This is a genomic window from Piscinibacter gummiphilus (genome assembly GCF_032681285.1).
Classification (GTDB): Bacteria; Pseudomonadota; Gammaproteobacteria; order Burkholderiales; family Burkholderiaceae_C; genus Rhizobacter; species Rhizobacter gummiphilus_A.
In genome coordinates, this window is the sequence record NZ_CP136336.1 from 690160 (window position 1) to 716669 (window position 26510).

Genomic DNA, 26510 nt, shown 5'->3' on the forward strand with positions numbered 1-26510 from the left:
GCTGAGCGGCCTGAATGGAGACACGATGTTCAAGAAGATCCTGATCGCCAACCGGGGCGAGATCGCCTGCCGCGTGGCAGCGACTGCGAAGCGCCTGGGCATCCGCACGGTCGCGGTGTATTCCGATGCCGATGCGCGCGCGAAGCATGTGGCGGTGTGCGACGAGGCGGTGCACATCGGGCTCTCGTCGCCGAAAGAAAGCTATCTGCGCAGCGAGCGCATCCTCGCCGCGGCGAAGGCGACGGGCGCCGAAGCCATCCACCCCGGCTACGGCTTCCTGAGCGAGAACGAAGACTTCGCTCAGTCGTGTGCCGAGGCCGGCCTCGTCTTCATCGGCCCGCCCGCGTCGGCCATCCAGGCGATGGGCCTGAAGGCCGAGAGCAAGCGCCTGATGGCCAAGGCCGGCGTGCCGCTCGTGCCGGGCTACCACGGCGCCGACCAGGACCCTGCCCTCTTGCAGCGCGAGGCCGAAGCCATCGGCTACCCGGTGCTCATCAAGGCGAGCGCGGGCGGTGGCGGCAAGGGCATGCGCATCGTGACGGCGGCCAGCGAGTTCGCGCAGGCGCTGGCGTCGTGCCAGCGCGAGGCACAAAACAGCTTCGGCGATTCGGCGGTGCTGATCGAGCGCTACGTGACGCGGCCGCGGCACATCGAGATCCAGGTGTTCGGGGACACGCACGGCCATTGCGTCTACCTCTTCGAGCGCGACTGCTCGGTGCAGCGCCGCCACCAGAAGGTGCTGGAAGAGGCGCCCGCACCCGGCATGACCGAAGCGCTGCGCCGGCAGATGGGCGAGGCCGCGGTGGCCGCTGCAAAAGCCGTGGGCTACGTGGGTGCGGGCACGGTCGAGTTCATCGCTGAACCGACCGAGGACGGTGGCCTGCGCTTCTACTTCATGGAGATGAACACCCGCCTGCAGGTCGAGCACCCGGTGACCGAGGCCATCACCGGCTTCGACCTCGTGGAGTGGCAGCTTCGCGTGGCGAGCGGCGAGCCGCTGCCGGTGAAGCAGGAAGACCTGCGCATCCACGGCCACGCAATCGAAGCGCGCATCTGCGCCGAGAACCCCGACAAGCAGTTCATGCCCGCGACCGGCACATTGCAGGTCTATCGCACGCCGCCCTCATCGAGCTTCGAACGCTCCGACGTGCGCGTGGATGCCGGCGTGCGCGAAGGCGACGCGGTGCTGCCGTACTACGACTCGATGATCGCCAAGATCATCGTCTGGGGCGCCAACCGCGAGCAGGCGCTGGCGCGGCTCGATGCCGCGCTCGCGCAGACGCACATCGTGGGCCTGCACACCAACGTGGCCTTTCTGCGGCGCGTGGTGGCGAGCCGCTCGTTCGCGCAGGCCGACCTCGACACCGCACTCATCGAGCGCGAAAAGGCATCTCTCTTCAACGCCCCGCCGCTGGCAGCCGAGGTGGCTGCGGCCGGCGTGGTGGCACATGCGATCGAGGCCGAGCAGGCGCTGCAGGGCGACGACCCGTGGTCGCGACGCGATGGATGGCGTCTCTTCGGCGGGGCGCGGCGCCGCTTCGAGCTCGAGATCCAGGGCCAACACCGCACGGTGGTGCTCGAGCGCGCGCACCGCGGCGGCGCAATGACACTCATGATCGGCGAACAGCGCTGGCCGTTTGCCGCTGCGTCGGCGGGCGGCGGCCGGCACGAGGTGCAGCTCGGCGAGCGCCGCCTGCCGCTGTCGGTGTATGCCTTCGGCGAGAAGGTGAGCGTGTTCGCGCCCGAGGGGGCGGCCACCGTGTCGGAGGTCGACGTGCTGGCCCACGCGGGCGAAGGCGCCGCCGAGGGCGGCCGGCTGACCGCGCCGATGCCGGGCAAGGTGATCAGCTTCCTCGTGCAGCCGGGGCAGTCGGTGAAGCAGGGCCAGGCCCTGGCCCTGATGGAAGCGATGAAGATGGAGCACGCCATCGTGTCGCCACGTGACGGCAAGGTCGAGGCGCTCTTGTACGCGCCGGGCGATCAGGTGCCCGAAGGCGGCGAGCTGCTGAAGCTCGTGTGACGCGCGTGTGGTGCGATGCGTCAGCGTGTGATGGCGCGCGAGCCGCGGCGCAGCCACTGCGTGGCGCTGCGCCAGCTGCTCTCTGCCGGCTCGGGCGGCCGCGAGATGCCGAAGCCCGAGCTGTGGCGGGCCCAGGCCGCGTCTTGCGGTGCATCGGCTTTCACCGCGACCTCGGGCGCGGCCAGCTTGCCGGCGTGCACGAACTGCCGTGCGAGCGAGACCAGTTCGCGATTGCCCGAGGCCTGGCAGACGAAGAGCACCTCGCGCGCTTCGTCCGGGTCGGACAGCATCGCGGGCACGTTGATCCCTTCACCCAGGTCCCGCTTGAGGATGAAATGGATGCGTGCTGCGATGCGCAATTGAACTTGGTTGGACACGGTCTCACTCCGGCAGTTGGAGTATCTTCATCCTTGCTCGGAGGCCCGCCCATCCCTATACGAGGGGGTGCGTGACTTCGGTCACCAATGTTGAGGATTTGGTCATGTTTCCTAGCCATGTGACGCTGGTCGAGGTGGGTCCGCGAGACGGTCTGCAGAACGAGAAGCAGCCCGTCGCCGCAGTGCACAAGATCGAACTCGTGCACCGCCTGCAGGCGGCCGGCGTGCGCGAGATCGAAGCCACCAGTTTCGTGAGCCCCAAGTGGGTGCCGCAGATGGCCGACAACACCGAGGTGATGGCGGGCATCGTGCGCCAGGGCGGTGTGCGCTACTCGGTGCTGGTGCCCAACATGAAGGGGCTCGAAGCGGCGTTGCCGACGAAGCCCGATGAAGTGGTCGTCTTCGGTGCGGCGAGCGAAGCCTTCAGCCAGCGCAACATCAACTGCAGCATTGCCGAGAGCATCGAGCGCTTCGCGCCGGTGGTGGCCGCGGCGCACGAGGCAGGCCTCAAGGTGCGTGGCGCGATCTCGTGCGCGCTCGGCTGCCCCTACCAGGGCGAGGTGAGTGCCGACGAGGTGGAGCGGGTGGTGAAGCTCATGAAGCAGATCGGTGTCGATCACTGCGGCGTGGCCGACACCATCGGCGTGGGCACGCCGCGCAAGGTGCAGCTCGCGATGGAGCGGGCGTTGAAGCACTACCCGCTGGTCGAGGTGAGCGGGCATTTCCACGACACCTACGGCCAGGCGCTCTCCAACATCTACGCCTGTCTCGAGATGGGCGTGCACACCTTCGACGCGAGCGTGGCCGGCCTCGGTGGCTGCCCGTATGCGAAGGGCGCCACCGGCAACGTGGCGACCGAAGACGTGCTCTTCATGCTGAACGGGCTCGGCATCTCGACCGGCATCGACCTCGAGGCGCTGGTCGACGCCGGGGCCTACATCTCCGGCGTGCTGGACCGCCCGCCGGTGTCGCGGGTGGGGCGCGCGCTGTTGGCCAAACGGGAGAAAGCAAGCGCATGAGTGACCTCGATCTCAATGACAAGCCCGAAGGCTTTCGCCGCGTCGCGGCCTTGCTCGCCGAGCAGGGCCATCCGCACGCGCCGGTCTACCTCGACGTCACCGCACGCACCGCGCAAGAGGCCGCCGATGCCCTCGGCGTGCAGCTCGGCCAGATCGCCAAGAGCGTGATCTTCAAGCGCAAGCTCGACAGCGCGCCGGTGCTGGTCGTGACCTCGGGCGACTTGCGCGTCGACGTGGAGAAGGTCGCCGCGCTCACCGGCCCGGTGGGCCGCGCCGACGCCGAGTTCGTGAAGGCCGCCACCGGCTATTCCATCGGCGGTGTGTCGCCGGTGGGGCACCTCACGCCGCCGGTGATGCTGATCGACCGCGAACTCGGGCGTTTCGAGGAGATCTGGGCCGCCGCCGGCCACCCCAACGGTGTCTTCAAGCTCACCCCGGCGCAGCTGCAGGCGATGACGGGTGCGCCCATGGCCGATGTCACGCCGTCCTGACATGCCGGCCGTCGTCGCCCCGGTGCCTAGCCCCTGCATCAGCGTGTGCCGCATGCATGCGCCAAGCGGCCTGTGCGAAGGCTGCCTGCGCACGCTCGACGAGATTGCCGCCTGGTCGACGCTGGGCGACGACGCCAAGCGCCTGGTGTGGCAGCGCATCGAGCAGCGCCAGGCCGAACAACCCTTCTTCGACACGCCCACCTCCTGAAGCCCCCCGCCATGAGACACCTGCGCTTCAGCTTCGACCCGATCTCGCCGTACGCCTACCTCGCGTTCGAGCGGTTGCCGCAGGTGCTCGAAGGGCTGAGCTACAACGTGAGCTACGAGCCCATCCTGCTCGCCGGCCTGTTGCAGCACTGGGGCCAGAAGGGTCCGGCCGAGATCGTGCCCAAGCGCGACTGGACCTACCGCCAGGTGCTGTGGCTGGGCCACAAGCTCCAGCTGCCCTTGCAGATGCCGGCCGCGCACCCCTTCAACCCGCTGGCGTTGCTGCGCCTGCTGCTGGCCACCGCACCGGCCGGCGGCACCCCCAACCGCTGGGCGAGCGAGCAGGTGCTGCACCACGTGTGGCGCGGCGGAGCCGATGCCAACGATGCCGAGCGGCTGTCGGCGCTCACCCAGCGGCTCGCGCCGCAGCGCGACGTGTCGAGCGCCGAAGTGAAAGACGAGCTCAAGGCGGCCACCGCCGCGGCCGCCGCACGCGGCCTCTTCGGCGTGCCCACGGTCGAGGTCGACGACAAGCTCTTCTGGGGCCTCGATGGCCTGGAACTGCTCTCGGCCTACCTGCGCGGCGACCCCTGGTTCGACGGCCCCGAGTGGGCCTCGGTGTCAGCCTTGCCGGCAGCCGTTCAGAGAAAACACTGATCTCGCAAGCCCTCGGGTTCTCGCATGAAGAAATGAAGACTCAGGGTTCCACCTGAGTTTGTCAGCTTCGTATCAGCCTCGTGTCAGGGCAGGGTCAGAGCCCGCCGTGACACTGCCGAATCCTCATCAATCGGGTGGGGTTCATACGAGGAGATATTCATGGCAGCTGCAAGCGCATCGACCGCGCCGATGACTGGAGAGGAAAAGAAGGTCATCTTCGCCTCCAGCCTCGGCACGGTGTTCGAGTGGTACGACTTCTATCTGTACGGTTCGTTGGCACCGATCATCGCCAAGCAGTTCTTCGCGGGCCTGGACCCGACCTCTGCCTTCATCTTCGCGCTGCTCGCGTTCGCAGCCGGCTTCCTGGTGCGACCCTTCGGCGCGCTGGTGTTCGGCCGCCTGGGCGACATGATCGGCCGCAAGTACACCTTCCTGGTCACCATCCTGATCATGGGTCTGGCGACCTTCATCGTGGGCGTGTTGCCCACTTACGCCTCGATCGGCGTGGCCGCGCCGGTCATCCTGATCGGCCTGCGCATGCTGCAGGGCCTCGCACTCGGCGGTGAGTACGGCGGTGCCGCCACCTACGTGGCCGAGCACGCGCCACACGGCAAGCGTGGCGCCTACACCTCGTGGATCCAGACCACGGCGACGCTGGGCCTCTTCCTGTCGCTGATCGTCATCCTGGGCACCCGCACCGCGATGGGCGAGCAGGCCTTCGGTGACTGGGGCTGGCGCATTCCGTTCCTGGTGTCGATCTTCCTGCTGGCCATCAGCGTGTGGATCCGCTTGAGCATGAACGAATCGCCCGCCTTCAAGAAGATGAAGGAAGAGGGCAAGACCTCCAAGGCGCCGCTGACCGAATCGTTCGGCCAGTGGAAGAACCTGAAGATCGTGATCCTGGCGCTCGTCGGCCTGACCGCCGGCCAGGCCGTGGTCTGGTACACCGGCCAGTTCTATGCGCTCTTCTTCCTGACGCAGGCGCTCAAGGTCGACCCGGCCACCGCCAACATCATGATCGCGGTGTCGCTGCTGATCGGCACGCCGTTCTTCATCGTGTTCGGCACGCTGTCCGACAAGATCGGCCGCAAGCCCATCATCATGGCGGGCTGCCTGCTGGCCGCGTTGACCTACTTCCCGCTCTTCGGCGCGCTGACGAAGGCTGCCAACCCCGACCTGGCCGCGGCGCAAGCCAAGACCCAGGTGGTGGTGACCGCCGACCCGAAGGATTGCTCGTTCCAGGGCAGCCCGATCGCCCGCGAGATCGACTTCCACTCGTCGTGCGACATCGCCAAGCGCTACCTCGCGCAGAGCTCGGTCAGCTACGAGAACAAGGCCGGCAGCGGCCCGGCCACCATCACCGTCGGTGACAAGGTCATGACCGCGCCGGTGGGCACGGTCGTCAACTCGAAGTTCGACGAGGCCAGCAGCAAGGCCATCGCCGCCTTCAAGAAGGACGTGTCCGACACGCTGAAGGCCGCCGGCTACCCGACCAAGGCCGACCCGGCCAAGATCGACAAGGTGCTGGTGGTGGCGATCCTCACGCTGCTCGTGATCTACGTGACCATGGTCTACGGCCCGATCGCGGCGATGCTGGTGGAGCTCTTCCCGACGCGCATCCGCTACACCTCGATGAGCCTGCCGTATCACATCGGCAACGGCTGGTTCGGCGGTCTGCTGCCCACCACCGCGTTTGCCATCGTGGCGGCCACCGGCAACATGTACAACGGCCTCTGGTACCCGATCATCATCGCGCTCATGACCTTCGTGGTCGGCGTGCTGTTCGTGAAAGAAACCAAGGACGTGGACATCTACGCCAAGGACTGATGCCGGACGTGGGCCCCGACCTGCGTCGGGGCTCACGCCTGCTGACTTTTTCAATCAAGCAACTGGAACTGGATATGTGGAAGCTCGTAGTGGGATTCGTGGTGATCGCGGCGGTGACCGTGTGGCTGCTCAGCAAAGGTGGTGACATCGACATGAGCGGTGAGAAGCACGGCATCGACACATCACATGCCCCTGCGGCGGCTTCCGCTCCCGCTTCTGCCCCCAGCACGGCCGCGTCGCAGTAACCAGAGAGCGACGCGCGCCTTCGGGCTACGCCGGCCAACCCACAAGGTTGTGCCGGTTTTTTGTTGTGCCGGCCCGTCTCACGACGGCGCCGGCTTTTTCATGTCGGCGCGCGCGGCGTCGAGGGGCATCGCAGCGATCTCGCGCAGGCAGGTCAGGCACAGGCAGGTGGTGTAGCGCTCGCGCAGCAGCTGCAGGGTGTCGGCGTAGAGATCGATCGTGCCGCACGGGCAGGGCGCGGGGTCTTGCGCGCCGCAATGGAAGCTGCCGCCGCAGCGAGGGCAGCGGTCGCGGGTGTCTGCGCTCAAGCGCGGCGACGCGCCAGCGCCGCGGTGGCGAGCGCGAGGCCCGCCAGCCACACGAGACCGAGGCCGCCACCGCCGGAATCGCCGCCGCCGCCGCTGCTCGGGGGCGGCGGCGTGACGGCCACCTGGCCGCTCAGCGGCAGCACGCGGGTGAAGGTGGTCATGCTGCCCTGCACGCGCATCGTGAGCGTCAGCGAAGCGGTGTAGGCGGCGGTGGTGGGCGCCGAGAAGCGCACCGATACGCGGCAGCTGCTCAGCGCGGAAGTGGTGCTGGCGGCGATCGTCTGCGAGGTGCAGGTGTCGGCGGTGACGTTGAAGCGCGCCGCGCCGGTGCCGGAAATGGCCACGCTGGTGATGGTCAGCGTGCCGTTGGTGACCGCATTGCGCAGGTCGACGTCCTGCGACAGCGTGTTGGTGTTGATGGCGCTCGGGCTGAAGCTGAGCGAGGCGACGCTCAGCTTGGGCGTGTCGGCAATGTAGGCCGCGATGTCGGCGAACTGCGTGTTGTTGAGCGCGCTGAATTGGCCCATCGCGCCGCCGTAGTTGGCGGCGATGGCCGTGCCGAAGCGGCCGGACGCGCTCGTGAAGCTGACCGCCGTGAAGATGGGCGTGGCCGAGGCGGTGCCGGTGGCGATGCGGTTGCGCCGGTCATGGATGGTGTGGCAGTTGGTGCAGGAGCCGAGCTGGCCGATGCCGGTCTCGCCGGGCGTGTCTTCGAAGAGCAGCTTGCCCGCGACGGGGTCACCCGACGTTGCCTGCGCCCACCCGGGCCCGGCCCACAGCACGAGACAGGCGAAAGCGGCGCCAGTGATCAACCAGCCGGTGGGAATGCGTTCGAGGAAGTTCATGCGAGCGGCGCTGCGGCCCGGAGCGAAACGGTCTGCGGATTTCATCGCGCGCGTGCAGGCGCGTCTGCACCAGGTTGTTACGCCGTGTTCGGGGTGGGGCGCCCGCGGCCGTTGCCGCGTGTCACGCCGGGATGCGTCTGCTTACCAGGAGTGGCGGGGTGCCAACGCCGCCGTGCGCTCTGCTCGGGCTTTGTGCCGGTTTGGCGGCGCGGGCTGCGTAAGCTTCTGATCCGCTGCGGTCGCGTCGACCCGGCGGCGCTTTCTCCCAGGAGTCACACACATGAACAAGATTTCGCTCGCTCTCACGGCGCTCGTGGCCGGCCTGGTCGTGGCCAGCCCGGCTTCGGCCCAATCGTTCGCGCCTTCGTGGGCGGGTGCCTCGATCGGCAGCACCGACTACGGCACCGGCCTCAAGGTCTACCTCGGCGGCAAGGTCACGCCCATCTTCGGGTGGGAAGGCCAGGTGGTGAGCCACGGCTCGGAAGACTTCGCCCCCGGCCGCAAGCACTCGGCGGTGTCGCTGGGCGGCTCGGCTGTTGCGCGCTTTCCGCTCAACTCGCAGTTCACGGCCTTCGGCAAGGCCGGCCTGCACTACCTGCGCGTGAAGCGCAGCGGGCCCGGCGTGAGCTCCGACAGCGACCTCGAACTCGGCCTCGGCGCGGGCATGCTCTTCAACATCACGCACACGACCGCGCTGCGGCTGGAGTACGAAAACATCGGCGGCGGCGATGGAGATTTCTTCTCCATCGGCCTCCAGTTCTCGTTCTAATGACTGCCCCTCGCCCGGCGGGTACGCCGGGCGATCCCCCGAGGGGATGCGGGCCGGCTTGGGAGCGGCCCGGCGCTCGGCCCGCTAGGCGAACAGCTCTTTGTGCTGGTCGCGCAGCACGTTTTTCTGCACCTTGCCCATCGTGTTGCGCGGCAGTTCGTTCATCACGAACACCCGCTTGGGCACCTTGAAGTTCGCGATGCGGCCCTTGAGGGCCTGGAGCACCGTTGCATCGTCGAGTGATGCGCCGGGCTTGGGCACCACGAGGGCCACGCCCACCTCGCCGAAGTCGGGGTGGGGCACACCCACCACCGCGCTCTCGGCCACGCCGGGCATCTCGTTGATGAAGCCTTCCACCTCGGCGGGGTAGACGTTGTAGCCGCCCGAGATGATGAGGTCCTTGCTGCGGCCGACGATGGTGACGTAGCCGCGCTCGTCGATGCGGCCCACGTCGCCGGTCTTGAACCAGCCGTCGGCGGTGAACTCTTCCTTCGTCTTCTCGGGCATGCGCCAGTAGCCGGCGAAGACGTTGTCGCCTTTCACCTGGATGCCGCCCACCTCACCCACCGGGCAGGCACCGCCCTGGTCGTCCTGCACGCGCAGGCCGATGCCCGGCAGCGGGAAGCCGACGGTGCCGCCGCGGCGCTCGCCGTCTTCGGTGCGGTAGGGGTTCGAGGTGAGGATCGAGGTCTCGCTCATGCCGTAGCGCTCGACGATGGTGTGGCCAGTGCGCTCGCGCCACTCGTTGAAGGTTTCGATCAGCAGCGGCGCCGAGCCGGCGGTGAAGAGGCGCATGTTCTTGCACGCGTCGCGCGTGAGGCCCGCCTCGGCCAACAGGCGCACGTAGAGCGTCGGCACGCCCATGAAGACGGTGGCCTCGGGCAGGCGCGAGACGACGAGCTTGGGGTCGAACTTCGCCATCCACAGCATCTTGCTGCCGCTGATCAGCGCCGCCTGCGCGGCGACGAAGAGGCCGTGCACGTGGAAGAGCGGCAGCGCGTGGATGAGCACGTCGCGCCCGTCCTGCCAGCCCCAATACGCCTTCAGCGTCAGCGTGTTGGAGAGGATGTTGCCGTGCGTCAGCATCGCGCCCTTGCTGCGCCCGGTCGTGCCGCTCGTGTAGAGGATGCAGGCGAGGTCGTCGGCTTGGCGCGCCACCGGCGTGTGCTGGTCGCTGTGGTGCGCGGCGCGCGCGAGCAGGCTGCCGGTGCGGTCGTCGTCGAGCGTGTAGACGTGCGTGGTGCCGGCCTTGAACGCGAGCTGGCTGATCCAGCCGAAGTTCTTGCTGGCGCACACCACCACCGCCGGCTCGGCGTTGCCGATGAAGTACTCGATCTCCGCCGATTGATACGCGGTGTTGAGCGGCAGGTAGACGAAGCCGGCGCGCAGCACCGCGAGGTAGAGCATCAGGCCTTCGACCGATTTCTCGGTCTGCACCGCCACGCGGCTGCCCTCGGGCAGGTTGAGCGAGGCCAGCAGGTTGGCCATCATGGCGCTGCCACGTTCGAGGTCGCGCCAGGTGTAGTAGCCCGGCGTGTCGAGCGTCTCGATCGCGGTGCGGTCGAGGTCTTGCGGAAAGCCGCCGCGCACGGCGGCAAAGATGTTGTGGTTCTGGCTCATGTCGTCTTGCAGGTCATTCGAGGGTCGCGCCGGACTTCTTCACCACCTCGCCCCAGCGCTTGATCTCGGCGCTGACGAAGCGGCCGAAGGCGTCGCCATAGAGGTTGGGGGTGTCGGTGCCGAGGCCGTTCCAGGTCTTCTTCAGTTCATCGGACTGCAGCGCCTTCTGCATCTCGGCGCGCATCGCCTCCACCAGTTCCTTCGGCGTGCCCTTGGGCGCCCACAGGCCGTACCAGGTGGCGACTTGATACGTGGGCACGCCACCTTCGCCGCTGGTCGGCACATCGGGGAAGCCGGGCGCGCGCTTGTCGCTGGCCACCGCGAGGGCCTTGATGCGGCCGCCCTTGATGTGCGAAGCCGACGAACCCAGCCCGTCGAACATCAGGTCGACCTGGCCGGCGATCAGGTCCTGCAGGGCCGGGCCCGCGCCCCGATACGGGATGTGCGTGATGAAGGTCTTGGTCTGCAGCTTGAAGAGCTCGCCCGCAAGGTGGTGCGACGTGCCGTTGCCGGCCGAGCCATAGTTGAGCTTGGCCGGGTTCTTGCGCACGTACTCGAGGAAGCCCTTGAGGTCGTTCACCGGCACACGCTGCGGGTTAACCACGATCACCTGCGGCACGCTGGAGATCAGGCCGACGGGGATGAAGTCGGCCTCGAGGTTGTATTCGAGCTTCGGGTACATGGCCGGCGCGATGGCATGGTGCACCGCGCCCATGAAGAAGTTGTAGCCATCGGGCGCGGCCTTGGACGAGATCGTCGCGCCCACGGTGCCGCCGGCGCCGCCCCTGTTGTCGATCACGAACTGCTTGCCGCTGTTGCGGGTCATCACGGCGAAGAGCGGGCGTGCGAACGCGTCGGTGCCGCCACCGGCCGGGAAGGGCACGACGATGGTGACGGGCCGGCTCGGCCAGCCGGCCGACTGCGCGCGCACGAAGGGTGCGGCGAGCATGGCGCCGGCGCCGAGCGAGCCGAGGGTGATGAGGCGCCTGCGGCGCAGCACGGGGTGCTCAGGGTGGGTCATGGTCGTCTCCGATGTGTGGTTGTGGGCGAGAGATAGAGATCAGATCAGGGCGGCGACGGCGCGCGAGTGCGCCACCTCGCCGTGCACGAACTGCTCGTGGCTGGCTTCGATCTTCTGAAGGTCGTAGAGGTAGTTGACCATCATGCCGAAGGATTGCTTCAGGCCCTTGCGCGACATGTCGCCCAAAGGGTTGAGCCGCTCCAGGCGTGCGCCGTTGTCGAGGTGGAAGCGCGCCACCGAATCGCCGTGCGGCGTGGGCGCGTGGTGCACGAGGTAGGAGGCGCACAGCCGCGACAGCGCATCGCGTGCGGGCTCGTCGAGTGCTTGCAGCTTGGCGGCGTTGGCGAGCGTCGACAGGTCGCCGCCGGTCGCCTCGAGCAGCAGCTCGCGAGCGTCGGCCAAGCGCTCGGCCACGCCGCGTTTCAGGCCTTCGGGCGGCGGTGTGCCGGCCTGCAGCCATTTCGCAAAGCCGGGAATGGGCGAGAGCGTGCAGAAGCGGCGGATCTGCGGCAGCTCGCGGTGCAGCTGCTCGGCCACCCGCTTGATGAGGAAGTTGCCGAGCGACACGCCGCGCAGGCCCGGCTGGCAGTTGCTGATCGAGTAGAAGGCGGCGACCTTGAAGTCGCTCGGTGGCAGCGGCTGCGCGCGTTTGTCGATGAGCGGCGCGATCGCATCGGGCATCTCGGGCACCAGCGCCACCTCCACGAAGATGAGCGGCTCGTTGGGCAACTGCGGGTGGAAGAACGCGAAGCAGCGCCGGTCGGGCTGCAGGCGGCGACGCAGGTCGTCCCAGCCGTCGATCTCGTGTACGGCCTCGTGGCGGATGATCTGCTCCAGCAACTCGGCCGGCGAGCGCCAGTCGACCTGCTGCATCTGCAGGAAGCCGGGGTTGAACCACGAGGAGAGCAGGTGGTGGAAGTCGCTCTCCAGCGCGCTCAAGCCCGGTTGTGCGGGCAGGCGAGACAAGAGCTTGCGCCGCATCGCGACGATCTGCGCCGTGCCGCCCGGCGTGCGGTTGATGCGGCGGAGCAGCTCCTGCCGCGGCGGCTCGGCCAGGCGCGTCAGGCGGATCAGGTTCTCCGGCGTGGGCTCCTGCGCGTAGGCCTGCGCCACGCTGAGCACGGCCTGCGGGTCGGGGCTGAAGTCGGTGGAGAGCTTGTCGAAGAAGCCGGCCTGCTGCTCTTCGGGCAGGGCGCTGAAGCGCGAGACGAGCTGGCGCGCGATGGCCACGCTGTTGGCTTCGCCGCGCTCGGAGAGCAGGCGGTGGCAGTCGAGCAGCAGGCTGCGCAGCTGGCGGCCGTCGCTGGCGCGGCGGGCGGCGGTCTTCAGTTCTTCAAGCATGGTGCTTCGCCTCTTCTTCATGGGCGCGCAGGGCCTTCAGTGCGCTGAGTTGCGCCATCAGGTGGTCATGCATCAGGCGTTCGGCGCGTGCGGCATCGCGCTGCTCGAAGGCGGCCATCAGCACCCGGTGTTCGTTGATCGAGTCCTCGATGCGGCCCGGCCAGTTGAGCTGCCGGCCGCGCAGGAGGCGCAGGAACGTGCGCAGCTCGTTGGTCGCGCGGTCGAGCCAGCGGTTGTCGGCCAGGGCCTGCACCGTGCTGTGGAAATCGTGGTTGGCCCGGTAGTAGCCGTCGATGTCGTGCGCGGCGGCGTGGCGCTCCAGCGCCTCGTGCAGCTGGCGCAGCCGGGCGATGCCGGCCGGCGTGGCCTTGCGCACCGCCTCGAAGGCGCACCGGCCTTCCAGCAGCGCCATCACCGGGAAGAGCTCGTCGGCATCGTCTTCCGACATCTGTGTCACGCGGCAACCTTGCCGGGGCACCAGCTCGACCAGGCCTTCGGCGGCCAGGACCTTCAGCGCTTCGCGCAGCGGCGTGCGGCTGATCTGCCACTGCTGGGCCAACGCCAGTTCATCGATCCAGTCGCCCGGCGCCAGCTGCCGCTCGAACACCATGTGGCGAAGGCGAGTGGCTACTTCTTCATGAAGTGATAGCCGGCGCAGCGGAGTGACATCGACCATGGGGGTTGCCTGGCTGGGTGAAAGAGGTGGTGCCGAGCAATCTACGCCTAGAAATTAATAATTACAACGAGCCGAACCCTCAAAACCCTCCTTCAGCGTCAGTTGGGCTTGTGCTCTTCCTTGTGAGTCCTATGCTTGGTGCACTGCAACAAAAGAACGGCTTCACATGGACGACGCGCGCGTGACCGGCCCTGATCCCCAGGGCACCGTCCTCTACATCGAAGACCAGGATCTGAACTTCCTGCTGGTCCAGGCACAGCTCGCGGCCACGCTGCCCGGGGTGCAACTGATCCGCGCGGCCACCGGCGCCGAAGGCGTCGAGAAGGTGCGCAGCGAGCACCCGCAGCTGGTCTTGCTCGACATGCACCTGCCCGACACCGGCGGTCTGGAGGTGGTGCGGGCGCTCAACGTCGAGATCTCGCAGGGCCTGAAGGTGGCGCTGCTGACGGCCGACCACCTGTCGATGGACATCCTCAAGGCCATGAGCCTGGGCGCCTACGAGTACTGGGTGAAGCCGATCAGCGCGACGCAGCTCGAGAAGGGCGTGCGCCGCGGGCTGGCCGCGGCGGCCGGCATCGACGCGGCCACCGGCGCGCGGCGCAACGGCGCCTCGCAGGGCGGCAGCGCGTCACGCTATTGAAGAGCTGACGAGGCGCTGCCTCAGCGCAGCAGCGAGGTCTCGAGCCGCGTCACCATGTCGATCAGGCGCGGCCGCACCTCGTTCAACAGGAAGTCCTTCGACAGGTTGAACGACGGCCCACCGCAATTGATGGCCATCGGCGGCAGCCCGCCGCCCGGCTGGAAGGCACGGGCGATGCCGTTCACGTCTTTCTGCCAGTCGCCGAAGGAACAGGTGACGCCCAGGGTGGCGTATTCGTCCATCGCGCGGGCGATGCCGTCGCGGATGTCGGGCCAGGCCACCTCGTCCAGTTCCTGCACCCGTTCCATGAAGTCCTGGCGCTCGCGCTCGGGAATGGCGGCGAGCCAGGCGCGCCCGATGGCCGAGGTGGCAACCGGGATGCGCGAGCCCACGTCGAGGCTGAGCGTGAGCGCGGCAGAGCTGCGGCAGTTCTCCACGTAGATCATCGACAGCCGGTCGCGCGTGCCGAGCGACACCATCGAGCGCGTGGCATCGGCCAGCTCCTGCATCATGGGCCGGGCGATCTGCCGCACGTCGAGCCGCGCCAGCATCGCGCTGCCGAGCGACAGCGTGGCCGTGCCCAGGCGGTACTTGCCGCTTTCTTCGACCTGGATCAGGTAGCCGAGCTTGGTGAGCGTGGAGGTGAGCCGCGACACCGTCGACTTCGGCAGCCGGCAGCGGGTGGCGATCTCCTGGTTGCCCAGCGCCTTGTCGCCCGAGCGGAAGCAGGCCAGCACCTCCAGCCCGCGCGCCAGCGCCGTCACGAAATGGCGATCTTCCTTGGGCTTGGGTGCGGTGCGGGGGCGCTCGACCCGGGCGTTCTTGGTGAGTGTGTCCATCATGGTCTGTCAGTCGTCGTGCGGAAAGCGTCCAAAGTGGAACACAAATCCGAAAATCGGAGCATCTGGGATTCCCCAGTCCACCCTGCCTTGGGGGCTGTCCCGAGGGGCGCTACCCGGGTGGTGAATCGTTTTACCTCGGGAAAGACCGCAAGTTGACAAGTCTGCCAGGGAGAATGAACAATCCCGACTCTGTTTTTACTTGCGGAATCAAGTTCCGCATTGCAGCACAAAGTGACGCCTTGCGCAAGCGACGTCGCTGGCTGCCTCCCATCGAGAGATGCCCGCATGGACCTGACCTTCACCCCCGAAGAACAAGCCTTCCGCGAGGAGGTGCGCGCCTTCGTGCGCGAGAAGCTGCCTGCCGCGCTGCGCCACAAGGTGGTCAACAGCCTGCGCCTCACGCGCGACGACCACGTGATGTGGCAGCGCACCCTGCACGAGCGCGGCTGGGGTGGCCCCGGCTGGCCCAAGGAGCACGGCGGCCCGGGCTGGAACGCGGTGCAGCAGTACATCTTCGAAGAGGAATGCGCGTCGGCCGGTGCGCCGCGGCTCATCCCCTTCGGCATCAAGATGGTGGCGCCGGTCATCATGGCCTTCGGGTCGCCCGAGCAGCAGAAGCGTTTCCTGCCCGACATCAGCAGCGCACGGAAGTGGTGGTGCCAGGGGTACTCGGAGCCGGGCTCCGGCTCCGACCTCGCGTCGCTCAAGACCCGTGCGGTGCGCGGCCTCGACAAGGACGGCGACCACTTCATCGTCAACGGCCAGAAGACCTGGACGACCCTCGGCCAGCACGCCGACTGGATCTTCTGCCTGGTGCGCACCGACCCGCAGGCCAAGGCGCAGCGCGGCATCAGCTTCCTGCTGATCGACATGAAGTCGCCTGGCATCACCGTGCGGCCCATCATCACGCTCGATGGCGCGCACGAGGTCAACGAGGTCTGGTTCGAGAACGTGCGTGTGCCTGCCGAGAACCTGATCGGCGAAGAGAACAAGGGCTGGACCTACGCCAAGTTCCTGCTTGGCCATGAGCGCAGCAACATCGCCGGCATCGGCATCAGCAAGCGCGAGATCGAGCGGCTGAAGCGTGTGGCCGCCACCGAGAAGAAGAACGGCAAGCCCTTGCTGGAAGACTCGCTCTTCTCCGCCAAGATCGCGCAGATCGAGGTCGACCTGATGGCACTGGAGATGACCAACCTGCGGGTGCTTTCCGACGAAGCCAACGAGAAGGCGCCCGGCCCGGCCGCGTCGATCCTCAAGATCAAGGGCACCGAGATCCAACAGGCCATCACCGAGCTGCTCGTCGCGGCCGTCGGCCCGTATGCGCTGCCGTACAAGGCCGAATCCGAGAGCGACGAAGAGGGCGACATCGGCCCGCGCTACGCCGCTGGCCTGGGCGCGCACTACTGCAACATGCGCAAGCTCTCGATCTTCGGCGGCTCCAACGAGATCCAGAAGAACATCATTTCCCAGCAGCTGCTGGGGCTGTAAGAGGCAACCATGGACTTTTCCTTCAGCGAAGAGCAGCAGCAACTGCAAGACGCCATTGCCCGCTTCGTGCAGGGCGACTACAGCTTCGAGCGCCGCCACAAGATCCTCAAGAGCGCCGACGGCTGGAGCCGCGAGGTCTGGCAGGGCCTGGCCGATCTCGGTGTGCTGGCGATGAACATCCCCGAGGCCGACGGCGGCCTGGGCTATGGCCCGATCGAGGCGCTGCTCGCCATGCAATCGGCCGGCCCGGCGATGTTGTGCGAGCCCTTGCTCGACAGCGCAGTGATCGCCACGGCGCTGGTGCGCGACTTCGGCTCGCCCGAGCAGCGTGCCGAGCTGCTGCCGGCGATGGGCAGCGGCGAGCGCATCGTCGTGCTCGCGCACACCGAAGCGGCCGGCCGCGGTCAGGCGGTGTGGGTGGAGACGAGCGCGAAGAAGAGTGGGGATGGCTACGTGCTCAGCGGCCACAAGGCCGTGGTGTCGCTGGCACCCGCTGCCGACGAGCTGCTGGTCTCGGCGCGTGTGAGCGGCCAGCCGGGCGATGCCGAGGGCGTGGCCGTGTTCCGTGTGGCGAAAGACGCATCGGGCCTCGCGCTCAAGCCCTTCAAGACGCTCGACGGGCGCCGGGCCGCCGACGTCGTGCTGGCCGACGTGAAGGTGCCCGCGTCATCGCTGCTGGGGGCGCCCACCGTGAGCGCCAACGTCGCCATCGACCGTGCGCTCGACCTCGGCCTCGCTGCCGTCTGCGCCGAAGCGCTGGGCGTGATGGAAGCGACCGTCAACGCCACCATCGAATACTTGAAGACCCGCCAGCAGTTCGGCCAGCCCATCGGCCGCTTCCAGGCACTGCAGCACCGCACCGCCGACATGCTGCTGCACCTGGAGCAGTCACGCTCGATGGCATATCTCGCCGCGATGCACTGCAACGTGGCCGACGACACCCAGCGCCGCAAGACCCTCTCGGCCGCCAAGGTCGTGATCGGCAACGCCTGCCGCTTCATCGGCCAGCAGGCGGTGCAGTTGCACGGCGGCATGGGCATGACCGAAGAGCTCAACGTCAGCCACTTCTTCAAGCGGTTGATGGCGATCGAACTCAGCTTCGGGGACACTGACACCCACCTTCAACGGTTTGCCGCGCTCACCCAGCGCGACATCCCGCTCGCCGCCTGAACACCTCCGGAGACACACATGGCCACCACCAAAGCCGCCTTCCAGTGGGACGACCCCCTGCTGCTCGACCAACAACTCACCAGCGACGAGCGCCAGATCCGCGACGCCGCGCGCGACTACTGCCAGGGCAAGCTCGCGCCGCGCGTGCTCGAAGCGTTCCGCCACGAGAAGACCGACCCGTCGATCTTCCCTGAGATGGGCGAGCTGGGCCTCTTGGGCCCGACCATTCCCGAGCAGTACGGCGGTGCCGCGCTCAACTACGTGTGCTACGGCCTGATCGCCCGCGAGGTCGAGCGTGTCGACTCCGGCTACCGCTCGATGATGAGCGTGCAGAGCTCGCTCGTGATGGTGCCGATCAACGAGTTCGGCAACGAAGCGACCAAGCAGAAGTACCTGCCCAAGCTCGCGAGCGGCCAGTGGATCGGGTGCTTCGGCTTGACCGAGCCTGACCACGGCTCCGACCCCGGCAGCATGGTCACCCGTGCCAAGAAAGTGGCCGGTGGCTACAGCCTCACTGGCGCCAAGATGTGGATCAGCAACAGCCCCATCGCCGACGTGTTCGTGGTGTGGGCCAAGGACGATGAAGGCGCCATCCGCGGCTTCGTGCTAGAGAAGGGCTGGAAGGGCTTGAGCGCACCCGCCGTGCACGGCAAGGTCGGCCTGCGCGCGTCGATCACCGGCGAGATCGTGCTCGACAACGTGTTCTGCCCCGAAGAGAACGCCTTCCCCGAAGTGCGTGGCCTCAAGGGCCCGTTCACCTGCCTGAACAGCGCGCGCTACGGCATCGCCTGGGGCGCGCTCGGCGCCGCCGAAGACTGTTGGCACCGCGCACGCCAGTACGTGCTCGACCGCAAGCAGTTCGGCCGCCCGCTCGCCGCCAACCAGCTGATCCAGAAGAAGCTCGCCGACATGCAGACCGAGATCACGCTCGGCCTGCAAGGCTGCCTGCGCCTGGGCCGCATGAAGGACGAGGGCACGGCCGCGGTCGAGATCACCTCGATCATGAAGCGCAACTCCTGCGGCAAGAGCCTCGACATCGCCCGCCTGGCGCGCGACATGATGGGCGGCAACGGCATCAGCGACGAGTTCGGTGTGGCCCGCCACCTCGTCAACCTCGAAGTCGTCAACACCTACGAGGGCACGCACGACGTGCACGCGCTGATCCTCGGCCGGGCGCAGACGGGCATCGCCGCGTTCGCGAACTGAGCACGTCGCCCTCCTGAAAAAGCGGACCTTCGGGTCCGCTTTTTATTTGTGCCCTCCGGGTTTGACAAAGATAACTATACGTTCGTATAGTTATCGCCATGCCACGCCCTTCCCAGAACGTCGACCAGGCCCTGCTCGATGCCGGCCTCGAGCTCCTGCCGCAGACCGGTTGCGCCGGCCTGTCGGTGCGCAAGCTCGCCGACCACGCCGGGGTCAACCTCGGCATGTTTCACTATCACTTCAAGAACAAGGACACCTTCATCCGCGCCGTGCTGCAGCGGGTGTACGAAGAGATGTTCTCGGCGCTCACGCTGAAGGTCGACCCAAAGCGGCCAGTGCTCGACAACCTGCGCGCGGTGGTGGCCACGCTCGCGCGATTCGGCCGGGAGCGGCAAGCTCTCTTGCTGCGCATGGCGGCCGATGCGATGGCGGGCGAGGTGGCGGTGCTCGAGTTCTTCCGTGCCAATTTGCCGCGCCACGTGGCCGTGGTGGCGGGCCTCATCGCGCAGGCGCAGCGCGAAGGGTTGATGGCCAAGGCGCCGCCGCCCGAGGTGGTGGCCTTCCTGTTCGGCGCCGTCGGCGCGCCGGTGTTGATGGGCGGCGCGGTGCAGGCACAGGCCCCCGACGCGGTGGCCGGCGTGATCGAGCGGCACGTGCTCTCGGATGCCGCAGTGGCACGGCGCATCGACTGGGCCTTGCGCGGCCTGTCGGCAGGAGGAGGTTCACGATGATCTGGCTCTTCAAGCATCTGGCGAGCGGTGTTGCGGTGGGTGCCATCGCGGCCTGCACCGCCGCGCCACCCGCAGGATTCGCGGGGTATGTCGAAGGCGAGAGCGTGCGGCTGGCCGCACCCATCAGCGGCACCTTGACCCGGCTGCATGTGCAGCGTGGCGATGCGGTGGCGGCGAGTGCGCCGGCCTTCGTGCTCGAACAGGACAGCGAACGCGCGGCCCGCGAAGAAGCGCAGGCACGGCTGCGGCGCGCCGAGCAGCAACTCGGCAACCTGCAGGCGGGCAAACGCCCCGACGAGATCGCTGCCCTGCGCGCGCAGCTGGCGCAGGCACAGGCCGCGCTGAACCTGTCGACCCGTGAACTGACGCGCGCCAACGAGCTGGTGGCGCAGAACTTCACCTCGCCCGCGAGTCTCGATGCGGCGCGTGCCGCCGTCGCGCGCGACCAGGCGCGGGTGAACGAGCTCAACGCGCAGCTCCGCCTGGCGGGCCAGGGGGGCCGCGTGCAGGAGATCGGCGCCGCGCAGCAGGAAGTGCTCGCCGCCCGGGCACAGCTCGCACAGGCCGAGTGGCGCGTGCAACAGAAGACGCAGCGCATGCCCGCCGCCGGCCAGGTGACCGACGTGCTCTACCGCGAAGGCGAGTGGGTGCCACAAGGCAGCCCCGTGCTCACGCTGCTGCCGCCGTCGCAGGTGAAGGCGCGCTTCTTCGTGCCCGAGCCGGTGCTCGGCCGCTTGCAGCTCGGGCAGGCCGTCACGCTGCATTGCGACGGCTGCCCCGCGCCGATCACGGCGAAGGTGAGCTACATCGCCCGCGAAGCCGAGTTCACCTCGCCGCTCATCTACAGCAAGGAAAACCGCGCGGCACTCGTCTTCATGGTCGAGGCACGGCCGTCGGCAGACGATGCCAGGCGCTTGCACCCCGGCCAGCCGCTGGAAGTGCGTCAATGAACGAAGCGGCGGTCATCGATGTGCGCGGGCTGACCAAGCGCTTCGGCGACCGGGTGGTCGTGAACCACTTCGACATGCGCGTGCCACGCGGCCGCATCTACGGCTTTCTGGGGCCCAACGGCAGCGGCAAGACGACCACCATCCGCATGCTGTGCGGCCTGCTCACGCCCGACGAGGGCGAGGGCACCTGCCTCGGTCATGACATCCGCAAGGAGGCGCTCAAGATCAAGCGCGAGGTCGGCTACATGACGCAGCGCTTCGGCCTCTATGACGACCTGAGCATCGAGGAGAACCTCGACTTCGTTGCCCGTGTCTACGGCGTGGCCGACCGCCGCCGCAAGGTGGGCGAGACGCTGGAGCGCCTGGGCCTGGCCACACGCCGCGAGCAGCTGGCCGGCTCGCTCTCGGGTGGGTGGAAGCAGCGCCTCGCGCTCGCCGCCTGCCTGATCCACGCGCCGCAACTGCTGCTGCTCGACGAGCCCACCGCCGGTGTCGACCCGGCCGCTCGACGCGATTTCTGGGACCAGATCCACGAGCTCGCCGCGCAAGGGCTCACCGTGCTCGTCTCGACGCACTACATGGACGAGGCCGAGCGCTGCCATGAGCTGGCCTACATCTCCTACGGCCGATTGCTCACGCGCGGCACGGTGGCCGAGGTGATCGCGGGCGCCGGCCTGGTCACCTGGGCCATCCACGGCGCAGGGCTGGTCGACGTGGGGCACCGGCTGCGCTCTGCGCCGGGCATCCGCACCGTGGCGCCGTTCGGGGCCACGCTGCATGTGAGCGCCGACAGCGAAGCGGCGCTGAAGGCCGCCACTGCACCGCTCGCGTCGCTCGGCCAGAGCCTGCACATCACGCCCATCGAGCCCAGCCTCGAAGACGTGTTCATCGCGCTGATGCAGCAGGCGCAAGACAACTTCGCGCCGAGCCCGCCATGAGCTGGGCCCGGCTCATGGCCATCCTGCTGAAGGAGCTGCGCCAGGTGCGCCGCGACCGGCTCACCTTCGGGATGATGGTGGCGGTGCCCATCGTGCAGCTCATCCTCTTCGGCTTCGCGATCAACAGTGACCCCAAGCACCTGCCACTTGCCGTGGTGGTGATGGACCACAGCGAGCACACGCGCAGCTTCGTGGCGGGGCTGGAGAACTCGGGCTACTTCCAGGTCACCGAGCGGCCGGCCACGGTGCAGCAGGCCGACGCGCTGCTGGCCAACGGTGCGGTGCAGTTCTCGCTCGTGGTGCCGAGCGACTTCTCGCGCCGCATGCTGCGCGGCGAGCGCCCGGCGCTCCTGCTCGCGGCCGACGCCACCGACCCCTCGGCCACCGGCAATGCCATCGCGGCGCTCACCCTGATCGGCCGCCAGAGCCTGGCTCGCGACCTCACCGGCCCCTACGCCGCGCTGCGCGCCACCGAGCCGCCCTTCGACCTGCGCGTCCAGCGCCGCTACAACCCCGAAGGCGTGACCGCGTACAACGTGGTGCCCGGCCTCATCGGCGTGATCCTCACGATGACGATGGTGATGATGACCTCGCTCGCGATGACGCGCGAACGCGAGCGCGGCACGATGGAGAACCTGCTCGCCACCCCCGCCACGCCGCTGGAGGTGATGCTCGGCAAGATCGCGCCCTACATCCTCATCGGCTACGTGCAAGTGGCGGTGGTGCTGGTGGTGGCGCGGCTGCTCTTCGACGTGCCGATGGTGGGCAGCCTCTGGCTGCTGTCGGCGGTATTGGTGCTCTTCATCGCCGCCAACCTGGCGGTAGGTTTTACCTTCTCGACCCTGGCGAAAAGCCAGCTGCAGGCGATGCAGCTCACCTTCTTCTTCTTCCTGCCCTCCATGCTGCTGACGGGTTTCATGTTCCCGTTCCGCGGCATGCCCGGATGGGCACAGGCCATCGGCGAAGCCTTGCCGCTCACTCACTTCCTGCGGGTGGTGCGCGGCATCCTGCTCAAGGGCAACGGTGCGGCACAAATCCTGCCAGAGCTGTGGCCGATTGCGCTCTTCATGCTGGTGGCCGGCGCGGTGGCGCTGACGCGCTACCGCCAGACGCTGGACTGAGCGCTCTATTTGGATGAAAAAGAACGATCGTTCGCTTCCGTTATCATGCCGCGCGCTGTCCGCGGGCCCTGGTACACAGAAGGTGCGGCACCCACCGACAAACAATCACACCAACGAGGGTTCCAAGAAGCATGCATCGGATCGTGATCGTGGGTGGCGGGGCGGGAGGCCTCGCGCTCGCCACACAGCTCGGCAAGAGGCTCGGGCGCAAGAAACTTGCTGAGATCACGCTGGTCGACTCCGCGCGCACCCATGTGTGGAAGCCGCTGCTGCACCAGTTGGCTGCCGGCAGCTACGACACCCACGCCGAAGAGATCGAGTTCCTCGCGCAGGCGCGCTGGAACTGCTTTCGCTTCCGCCTGGGCAGCCTCGTGGGTGTCGACCGCGCCCGCAAGACCATCCAGCTCGCCGCCAGCTACGACGAGACCGGCATGGAGATCACGCCGGCCCAGGAGCTGGCCTACGACACGCTGGTGATCTCGGTGGGCAGCCAGACCAACGACTTCGGCACGCTGGGCGCGGGCGAGCACACCATCAAGCTCGACAGCCCGCAGGCCGCCAAGCGCTTCAACAACCGCCTCATCAACGAGTGCATCCGCGCGCAGAGCGTGCCGCGTGTGCCGGGCATGGGGCGCCTCACCGTCACCATCGTGGGCGGTGGTGCCACCGGTGTGGAACTCGCGGCCGAGCTGCATGCGGCGGCGCGTGTGCTCGCCAATTTCGGCCTCGACAACATCCACCCCGAGAAGGACCTGCAGATCGTGCTGGTGGAGGCCGCGCCGCGCCTGCTGTCGCAGCTGCCCGAGCGGCTGAGCGACTCGGCGGTGCGAGAGCTGCGCAAGCTCGCCGTCGAGGTGCACACCAACGAGAAGGTGGTGGAAGTGACGGCCGATGCGGTGAAGATGGCCAGTGGCAAGGTGATCCGCTCCACGCTCACCGTGTGGGCCGCGGGCGTGAAGGCGGCCGACTTCCTGAAGACGCTCGGAGGCGAGAAGCCCCTCGAGACCAACCGGCTCAACCAGCTCATGGTCAACGGCAACCTGCAGACCACGCAGGACGCCGACATCTACGCCTTCGGCGACTGCGCCGCCTGCCAGCAGCCCGACGGCACCTGGGTGCCACCGCGCGCGCAGGCGGCCTATCAGCAGGCGATGTACCTGGTGAAGGCGCTGCCCAAGCTGATGAAGGGTGAGCCGGTCACGCCCTTCGTCTTCCGCGACCAGGGCTCGCTGGTGTCGCTGTCGGAATATTCATCGGTGGGCAGCCTGATGGGCAGCCTGACGCGCGGCAGCCTCTTCATCGAAGGGCGCCTGGCGCAGCTGATGTACTGGTCGCTGCACAAGCAGCACCAGCTGGCGCTGGGTGGGCTGCGCAAGACGGCACTGATCACGCTGTCGGAAATGCTCGACCGCACCTACCGGCCGCGCATCAAGCTCCACTGAAGTCCCGACTCAAACGAGCCGTCAGGCCATCCAGCGCTTCGTCGCGTCTTCCACCACGGCCGAGAGCGGCACGCCGCCCTTGCGCCGCGAGCGCAGCCACTGCGCATCGTTACCTTCGAAGAGGGTCTCTCGGATCAGGTTGCTCGCCTCGAGCGCCTGAAGGTCGAGCGCGTGCTCGTCCACACGCGCGAGCGTGCGCAGGATGTCGTCGCGCAGCTTCTGGCGTGTCTTGGTCTTGGGGTCGACGATCTCGCCGTCGAGCCCGAAGCGGCAGGCCTGGAAGCGGTTGAAGGTGTAGACGAGATAGTCGTCTTCGGCGGGCTCGAAGGGCTTTTCTTCGCGCAGGTAGCGGCAGATGCACTGCAGGTAGCAGGCGAGCGCCGCCGCCTTGTCGACGGTGAGCGGCGTGTCGCACACGCGCAGCTCGATGGTGCCGTACTCGGGCTTGGGGCGGATGTCCCAGTAGAAGTCTTTCATCGACTGCACGACGCCGGTGCTCGTCATCTTGTCGAAGTACTGGCCGAACTCGTCCCACGAGCGCACGAAGGGCGCGCGGCCGGAGAGCGGGAAGGCGAAGACGGAGTTGAGGCGGGCCGAGTCGAAGCCGGTGTCCACGCCCTGCACGTAGGGCGACGAGGCCGAGAGCGCGATGAAGTGCGGCACGTAGCGCGAGAGGGCGTGCAGCAGCCACAGCGCGGTGTCGCCGTCTTCGCAACCCACGTGCACATGCTGGCCGAACACGGTGAACTGCTTGGCGAGGTAGCCGTACAGCTCGCTGATGTAGTGGAAGCGCTCGGTCGGGTAGATCTGCTGCTCGCTCCAGTGCTGGTAGGCGTGCGTGCCGCCACCGGCGATGCCGATGTTGAGCTTGCGTGCCGCGCGCGAGAGCTGCTGGCGCAGGTCGGTGAGCTCGGCCACGAGCGGGGCGTGCTGGCGCTGGATGGAGGTGCCGATCTCGATCATGCTGCGCGTGATCTCGGGCTTCACGTCCCACGCGCCGGGGTGTTTGTCGAGCTCGCGCAGCAGGTCGTCGGCCTGCGGCGAGAGGTCGTGGTCGTACATGCTGACGAGCTGCAGCTCGAGTTCGACGCCGAGCGTCAGCGCTTCGGATTGAGTGAAGGTGGCGAGTGACATCTCAGCGTTCTTTCGTGGCCGGCTGCGGGCACTCGTCGGCCAGCGACTTGAGCGAGAACTTGGTGAGCACCGGGCCGATGAGGTGCGACACCGTGGTGGCGATCAGGAGCGCCTGCAGCACGCCGCCGGCCACGCCGGGCATCTGCGAGGCCCAGCCGAAGGTGTTGCCGGCGAGCAGCACCGCAAGACTGCTCATCGGCTGCAGCGTGAGGGTGAGTGCGGCGGCCTGGCGCCAGCTCAGCGCGCTCAGGCGGGCGAGCAGCGCCACCGCCACGCCCTTGCCGACCACGCGGGCGAGGAGGATCGCGATGACCCAGGGCCAGAGCGTTGCCATGCCGTCGAGGGTGAAGAGCATGCCGAGCGCGATGAAGAGCAGCACGGTGAGCACCGCGCCGGCCGAGCCGAGTTGCGGCTCGACCGTCAGCATGTGGCCCATCTTCGAACGCGCCGCCATGCCGGCGATGAGCAGCGCGAGCAGCGGCGACAGTTTCCATTGCGCCGCGACCATCGCCGCGAGGATCACGAGCGCGATCTGCAGCACCGGGGCGGCGGCGGCGTCGCGCAGCGGTTGGTGCAGCTTGGCGAGCAGCCAGCCAGCGAAGACCCCGAGCAGGAAGGAGCCGCCGATCACCACCACCGCATCGGTGACCACCGGCAGCAGCTCGTTGCCGATGTTGATGCTGCCGGCAGCGGCCACGACGTTCCAGGCCTTCAGCGCCAGCATCGCGAGTGCGCTGTTGATGGCGGTGGTGATGAGCAGCCGCTCGGTCACCTGGCCGCGCGAGCGCAGCTCGTGCACCAGCACGAGGGTGATCACCGGCGAAGTCGACATGGCCACGGCGCCCGCCAGCCAGGCCGAGGGCACGGGCGCATCCAGCCACACGAGCGTGACGGCCACGCACAGGCCGGCCAGCATGCCTTCGAGCACGCAGGTGAAGGCGAGCCACGGGTTGTCGAGGAGCCAGCGCGGGCGGATGCGGCTGCCGAGTTCGAACACGAGCACGCCGATGGCGAGGTCGATGATCGGCTTCCACGGGTCGAGGTCGGTGCGGTCGAGCAGGCGCAGCGCGAGCGGGCTCGCGAGCGCCCCGGTGATCATGTGGCCCAGCATGCGCGGGGCGCGCAGCTTGCGGTGCAGCAGCTCGGCGAGCGCCACGGCGGCCAGCATCACGAGGGCGAAGCCGAGCACGGGGTCGGCGCCGCGCAGGCCCTCCAGCGTCCACAACGGGGCCGCAGAACCGGGTGAGCTTGAGAGCCAGCTTTCCAATGCAGTCATGCGGAGGGGTGGCAGGCAGGGCGCCCGCTCTTCTTGGAAGGAGCGGCGGATCGTAGCGGAGCACTGCGACACGCCCGGCTGGTGTCCAAGCGCGCCAAAGGGGCTTGTCGAGGGCTTGTCCTTATGATCCCCGCCCGCTCTTGAAAACAGC

At 67.9% G+C, this 26510-nt stretch carries 27 protein-coding genes; 17 read left to right on the forward strand and 10 right to left on the reverse strand.

Features of this window, described 5'->3' with window-relative positions:
- Nucleotides 1-25 precede the first annotated feature (25 nt).
- Nucleotides 26-2020: an acetyl/propionyl/methylcrotonyl-CoA carboxylase subunit alpha gene (locus tag RXV79_RS03330; protein ID WP_316702054.1), complete on the forward strand. Its 1995-nt coding sequence runs from the start codon at nt 26-28 to the stop codon at nt 2018-2020.
- A 20-nt stretch (nt 2021-2040) separates the two neighbouring features.
- Here RXV79_RS03330 and RXV79_RS03335 read toward each other — a convergent pair whose 3' ends face one another.
- A complete protein-coding gene (locus RXV79_RS03335) occupies nt 2041-2397 on the reverse strand; it encodes a hypothetical protein (protein WP_316702055.1) in 357 nt (118 codons plus the stop codon).
- Between the two features lie 104 nt (nt 2398-2501).
- On the opposite strand from RXV79_RS03335, the gene RXV79_RS03340 reads away from it, so the two are divergent.
- The 6 genes from RXV79_RS03340 to RXV79_RS03365 all read left to right on the forward strand — a co-directional run bounded on the left by RXV79_RS03340 (nt 2502) and on the right by RXV79_RS03365 (nt 6843).
- A complete protein-coding gene (locus tag RXV79_RS03340) occupies nt 2502-3416 on the forward strand; it encodes a hydroxymethylglutaryl-CoA lyase (protein WP_316702056.1) in 915 nt (304 codons plus the stop codon).
- Nucleotides 3413-3907, forward strand: a complete 495-nt coding sequence (locus RXV79_RS03345; RefSeq protein ID WP_316702057.1) for a YbaK/EbsC family protein — start codon at nt 3413-3415, stop codon at nt 3905-3907. The genes RXV79_RS03340 and RXV79_RS03345 overlap by 4 nt, the downstream gene beginning before the upstream one ends.
- On the forward strand, nt 3891-4115 hold the full coding sequence (locus RXV79_RS03350) for a DUF1289 domain-containing protein (protein WP_316702058.1): 225 nt from the start codon (nt 3891-3893) through the stop codon (nt 4113-4115). Before RXV79_RS03345 ends, RXV79_RS03350 begins: the two co-directional genes overlap by 17 nt.
- 11 nt (nt 4116-4126) lie before the next feature.
- Nucleotides 4127-4771, forward strand: a complete 645-nt coding sequence (locus RXV79_RS03355; RefSeq protein WP_316702059.1) for a DsbA family protein — start codon at nt 4127-4129, stop codon at nt 4769-4771.
- Between the two features lie 159 nt (nt 4772-4930).
- Nucleotides 4931-6598, forward strand: a complete 1668-nt coding sequence (locus RXV79_RS03360) for an MFS transporter (RefSeq protein WP_316702060.1) — start codon at nt 4931-4933, stop codon at nt 6596-6598.
- Nucleotides 6599-6606: 8 nt separating this feature from the next.
- Complete coding sequence (locus RXV79_RS03365; RefSeq protein ID WP_316702061.1) at nt 6607-6843, forward strand: hypothetical protein; 237 nt, start codon at nt 6607-6609, stop codon at nt 6841-6843.
- 78 nt (nt 6844-6921) lie between these two features.
- Here RXV79_RS03365 and RXV79_RS03370 read toward each other — a convergent pair whose 3' ends face one another.
- Nucleotides 6922-7149: a cysteine-rich CWC family protein gene (locus tag RXV79_RS03370; protein WP_316702062.1), complete on the reverse strand. Its 228-nt coding sequence runs from the start codon at nt 7147-7149 to the stop codon at nt 6922-6924.
- Nucleotides 7146-8039 (reverse strand): hypothetical protein, encoded by an 894-nt coding sequence (locus tag RXV79_RS03375; RefSeq protein ID WP_316702064.1) that lies wholly within the window; start codon nt 8037-8039, stop codon nt 7146-7148. Before RXV79_RS03375 ends, RXV79_RS03370 begins: the two co-directional genes overlap by 4 nt.
- A 235-nt stretch (nt 8040-8274) precedes the next feature.
- Between RXV79_RS03375 and RXV79_RS03380 the strand changes: the two genes are divergently transcribed.
- Nucleotides 8275-8763, forward strand: coding sequence for a porin family protein (locus RXV79_RS03380; protein WP_316702065.1), 489 nt, complete (start codon nt 8275-8277; stop codon nt 8761-8763).
- Between the two features lie 84 nt (nt 8764-8847).
- Here RXV79_RS03380 and RXV79_RS03385 read toward each other — a convergent pair whose 3' ends face one another.
- The 4 genes from RXV79_RS03385 to RXV79_RS03400 are packed head-to-tail and all read right to left on the reverse strand — an operon-like array spanning nt 8848 to nt 13421.
- The gene (locus RXV79_RS03385; protein WP_316702066.1) at nt 8848-10383 is read right to left on the reverse strand and encodes a malonate--CoA ligase; all 1536 of its coding nucleotides are present in this window, start codon (nt 10381-10383) and stop codon (nt 8848-8850) included.
- A gap of 13 nt (nt 10384-10396) precedes the next feature.
- Complete coding sequence (locus tag RXV79_RS03390; RefSeq protein ID WP_413816662.1) at nt 10397-11404, reverse strand: Bug family tripartite tricarboxylate transporter substrate binding protein; 1008 nt, start codon at nt 11402-11404, stop codon at nt 10397-10399.
- 39 nt (nt 11405-11443) lie between these two features.
- Nucleotides 11444-12745 (reverse strand): malonyl-CoA decarboxylase, encoded by a 1302-nt coding sequence (locus tag RXV79_RS03395; RefSeq protein WP_316702067.1) that lies wholly within the window; start codon nt 12743-12745, stop codon nt 11444-11446.
- Nucleotides 12738-13421, reverse strand: a complete 684-nt coding sequence (locus RXV79_RS03400; RefSeq protein ID WP_316702068.1) for a GntR family transcriptional regulator — start codon at nt 13419-13421, stop codon at nt 12738-12740. The genes RXV79_RS03395 and RXV79_RS03400 overlap by 8 nt, the downstream gene beginning before the upstream one ends.
- 166 nt (nt 13422-13587) lie before the next feature.
- Here RXV79_RS03400 and RXV79_RS03405 point away from each other — a divergent pair, with 166 nt between their 5' ends.
- On the forward strand, nt 13588-14061 hold the full coding sequence (locus RXV79_RS03405) for a response regulator (protein WP_316702069.1): 474 nt from the start codon (nt 13588-13590) through the stop codon (nt 14059-14061).
- A 20-nt stretch (nt 14062-14081) separates the two neighbouring features.
- Here the strand turns inward: RXV79_RS03405 and RXV79_RS03410 are convergent, their stop codons facing one another.
- Nucleotides 14082-14903: an IclR family transcriptional regulator gene (locus RXV79_RS03410; protein WP_316702070.1), complete on the reverse strand. Its 822-nt coding sequence runs from the start codon at nt 14901-14903 to the stop codon at nt 14082-14084.
- 285 nt (nt 14904-15188) lie between these two features.
- On the opposite strand from RXV79_RS03410, the gene RXV79_RS03415 reads away from it, so the two are divergent.
- The 8 genes from RXV79_RS03415 to RXV79_RS03450 all read left to right on the forward strand — a co-directional run bounded on the left by RXV79_RS03415 (nt 15189) and on the right by RXV79_RS03450 (nt 23949).
- Entirely contained in the window at nt 15189-16391 is a 1203-nt protein-coding gene (locus RXV79_RS03415) for an acyl-CoA dehydrogenase family protein (RefSeq protein WP_316702071.1), read from the forward strand.
- A gap of 9 nt (nt 16392-16400) precedes the next feature.
- The gene (locus RXV79_RS03420; protein ID WP_316702072.1) at nt 16401-17561 is read left to right on the forward strand and encodes an acyl-CoA dehydrogenase family protein; all 1161 of its coding nucleotides are present in this window, start codon (nt 16401-16403) and stop codon (nt 17559-17561) included.
- 18 nt (nt 17562-17579) lie between these two features.
- Complete coding sequence (locus RXV79_RS03425; protein WP_316702073.1) at nt 17580-18767, forward strand: acyl-CoA dehydrogenase; 1188 nt, start codon at nt 17580-17582, stop codon at nt 18765-18767.
- A gap of 98 nt (nt 18768-18865) precedes the next feature.
- Nucleotides 18866-19498, forward strand: a complete 633-nt coding sequence (locus RXV79_RS03430) for a TetR/AcrR family transcriptional regulator (RefSeq protein ID WP_316702074.1) — start codon at nt 18866-18868, stop codon at nt 19496-19498.
- Nucleotides 19495-20448: an HlyD family secretion protein gene (locus RXV79_RS03435; RefSeq protein WP_316702075.1), complete on the forward strand. Its 954-nt coding sequence runs from the start codon at nt 19495-19497 to the stop codon at nt 20446-20448. The genes RXV79_RS03430 and RXV79_RS03435 overlap by 4 nt, the downstream gene beginning before the upstream one ends.
- Entirely contained in the window at nt 20445-21386 is a 942-nt protein-coding gene (locus RXV79_RS03440; RefSeq protein WP_316702076.1) for an ABC transporter ATP-binding protein, read from the forward strand. Before RXV79_RS03435 ends, RXV79_RS03440 begins: the two co-directional genes overlap by 4 nt.
- Nucleotides 21383-22507 carry an ABC transporter permease gene (locus RXV79_RS03445; protein WP_316702077.1) on the forward strand — a complete coding sequence of 375 codons (1125 nt, stop codon included), beginning with the start codon at nt 21383-21385 and terminating at the stop codon, nt 22505-22507. The genes RXV79_RS03440 and RXV79_RS03445 overlap by 4 nt, the downstream gene beginning before the upstream one ends.
- 131 nt (nt 22508-22638) lie before the next feature.
- Nucleotides 22639-23949, forward strand: coding sequence for an NAD(P)/FAD-dependent oxidoreductase (locus tag RXV79_RS03450; protein ID WP_316702078.1), 1311 nt, complete (start codon nt 22639-22641; stop codon nt 23947-23949).
- Nucleotides 23950-23970: 21 nt separating this feature from the next.
- Here the strand turns inward: RXV79_RS03450 and RXV79_RS03455 are convergent, their stop codons facing one another.
- Both RXV79_RS03455 and RXV79_RS03460 read right to left on the reverse strand, forming a co-directional pair.
- Entirely contained in the window at nt 23971-25083 is a 1113-nt protein-coding gene (locus RXV79_RS03455) for a YbdK family carboxylate-amine ligase (RefSeq protein ID WP_316702079.1), read from the reverse strand.
- A 1-nt stretch (nt 25084) separates the two neighbouring features.
- Nucleotides 25085-26359, reverse strand: a complete 1275-nt coding sequence (locus RXV79_RS03460; protein ID WP_316702080.1) for a cation:proton antiporter — start codon at nt 26357-26359, stop codon at nt 25085-25087.
- Nucleotides 26360-26510: the final 151 nt, after the last annotated feature.

Bases quoted from the DNA above. Each gene is read 5' to 3' on its own strand.
- RXV79_RS03450 (WP_316702078.1), top strand. From the start codon at position 22,639: ATGCATCGGATCGTGATCGTGGGTGGCGGGGCGGGAGGCCTCGCGCTC.
- RXV79_RS03400 (WP_316702068.1), bottom strand. From the start codon at position 13,421: ATGGTCGATGTCACTCCGCTGCGCCGGCTATCACTTCATGAAGAAGTA.
- RXV79_RS03420 (WP_316702072.1), top strand. From the start codon at position 16,401: ATGGACTTTTCCTTCAGCGAAGAGCAGCAGCAACTGCAAGACGCCATT.
- RXV79_RS03425 (WP_316702073.1), top strand. From the start codon at position 17,580: ATGGCCACCACCAAAGCCGCCTTCCAGTGGGACGACCCCCTGCTGCTC.
- RXV79_RS03350 (WP_316702058.1), top strand. From the start codon at position 3,891: ATGTCACGCCGTCCTGACATGCCGGCCGTCGTCGCCCCGGTGCCTAGC.
- RXV79_RS03430 (WP_316702074.1), top strand. From the start codon at position 18,866: ATGCCACGCCCTTCCCAGAACGTCGACCAGGCCCTGCTCGATGCCGGC.
- RXV79_RS03360 (WP_316702060.1), top strand. From the start codon at position 4,931: ATGGCAGCTGCAAGCGCATCGACCGCGCCGATGACTGGAGAGGAAAAG.
- RXV79_RS03455 (WP_316702079.1), bottom strand. From the start codon at position 25,083: ATGTCACTCGCCACCTTCACTCAATCCGAAGCGCTGACGCTCGGCGTC.
- RXV79_RS03410 (WP_316702070.1), bottom strand. From the start codon at position 14,903: ATGATGGACACACTCACCAAGAACGCCCGGGTCGAGCGCCCCCGCACC.
- RXV79_RS03355 (WP_316702059.1), top strand. From the start codon at position 4,127: ATGAGACACCTGCGCTTCAGCTTCGACCCGATCTCGCCGTACGCCTAC.
- RXV79_RS03405 (WP_316702069.1), top strand. From the start codon at position 13,588: ATGGACGACGCGCGCGTGACCGGCCCTGATCCCCAGGGCACCGTCCTC.
- RXV79_RS03345 (WP_316702057.1), top strand. From the start codon at position 3,413: ATGAGTGACCTCGATCTCAATGACAAGCCCGAAGGCTTTCGCCGCGTC.
- RXV79_RS03395 (WP_316702067.1), bottom strand. From the start codon at position 12,745: ATGCTTGAAGAACTGAAGACCGCCGCCCGCCGCGCCAGCGACGGCCGC.
- RXV79_RS03380 (WP_316702065.1), top strand. From the start codon at position 8,275: ATGAACAAGATTTCGCTCGCTCTCACGGCGCTCGTGGCCGGCCTGGTC.
- RXV79_RS03385 (WP_316702066.1), bottom strand. From the start codon at position 10,383: ATGAGCCAGAACCACAACATCTTTGCCGCCGTGCGCGGCGGCTTTCCG.
- RXV79_RS03435 (WP_316702075.1), top strand. From the start codon at position 19,495: ATGATCTGGCTCTTCAAGCATCTGGCGAGCGGTGTTGCGGTGGGTGCC.
- RXV79_RS03460 (WP_316702080.1), bottom strand. From the start codon at position 26,359: ATGACTGCATTGGAAAGCTGGCTCTCAAGCTCACCCGGTTCTGCGGCC.
- RXV79_RS03390 (WP_413816662.1), bottom strand. From the start codon at position 11,404: ATGACCCACCCTGAGCACCCCGTGCTGCGCCGCAGGCGCCTCATCACC.
- RXV79_RS03375 (WP_316702064.1), bottom strand. From the start codon at position 8,039: ATGAAATCCGCAGACCGTTTCGCTCCGGGCCGCAGCGCCGCTCGCATG.
- RXV79_RS03340 (WP_316702056.1), top strand. From the start codon at position 2,502: ATGTTTCCTAGCCATGTGACGCTGGTCGAGGTGGGTCCGCGAGACGGT.
- RXV79_RS03330 (WP_316702054.1), top strand. From the start codon at position 26: ATGTTCAAGAAGATCCTGATCGCCAACCGGGGCGAGATCGCCTGCCGC.
- RXV79_RS03440 (WP_316702076.1), top strand. From the start codon at position 20,445: ATGAACGAAGCGGCGGTCATCGATGTGCGCGGGCTGACCAAGCGCTTC.
- RXV79_RS03415 (WP_316702071.1), top strand. From the start codon at position 15,189: ATGGACCTGACCTTCACCCCCGAAGAACAAGCCTTCCGCGAGGAGGTG.
- RXV79_RS03445 (WP_316702077.1), top strand. From the start codon at position 21,383: ATGAGCTGGGCCCGGCTCATGGCCATCCTGCTGAAGGAGCTGCGCCAG.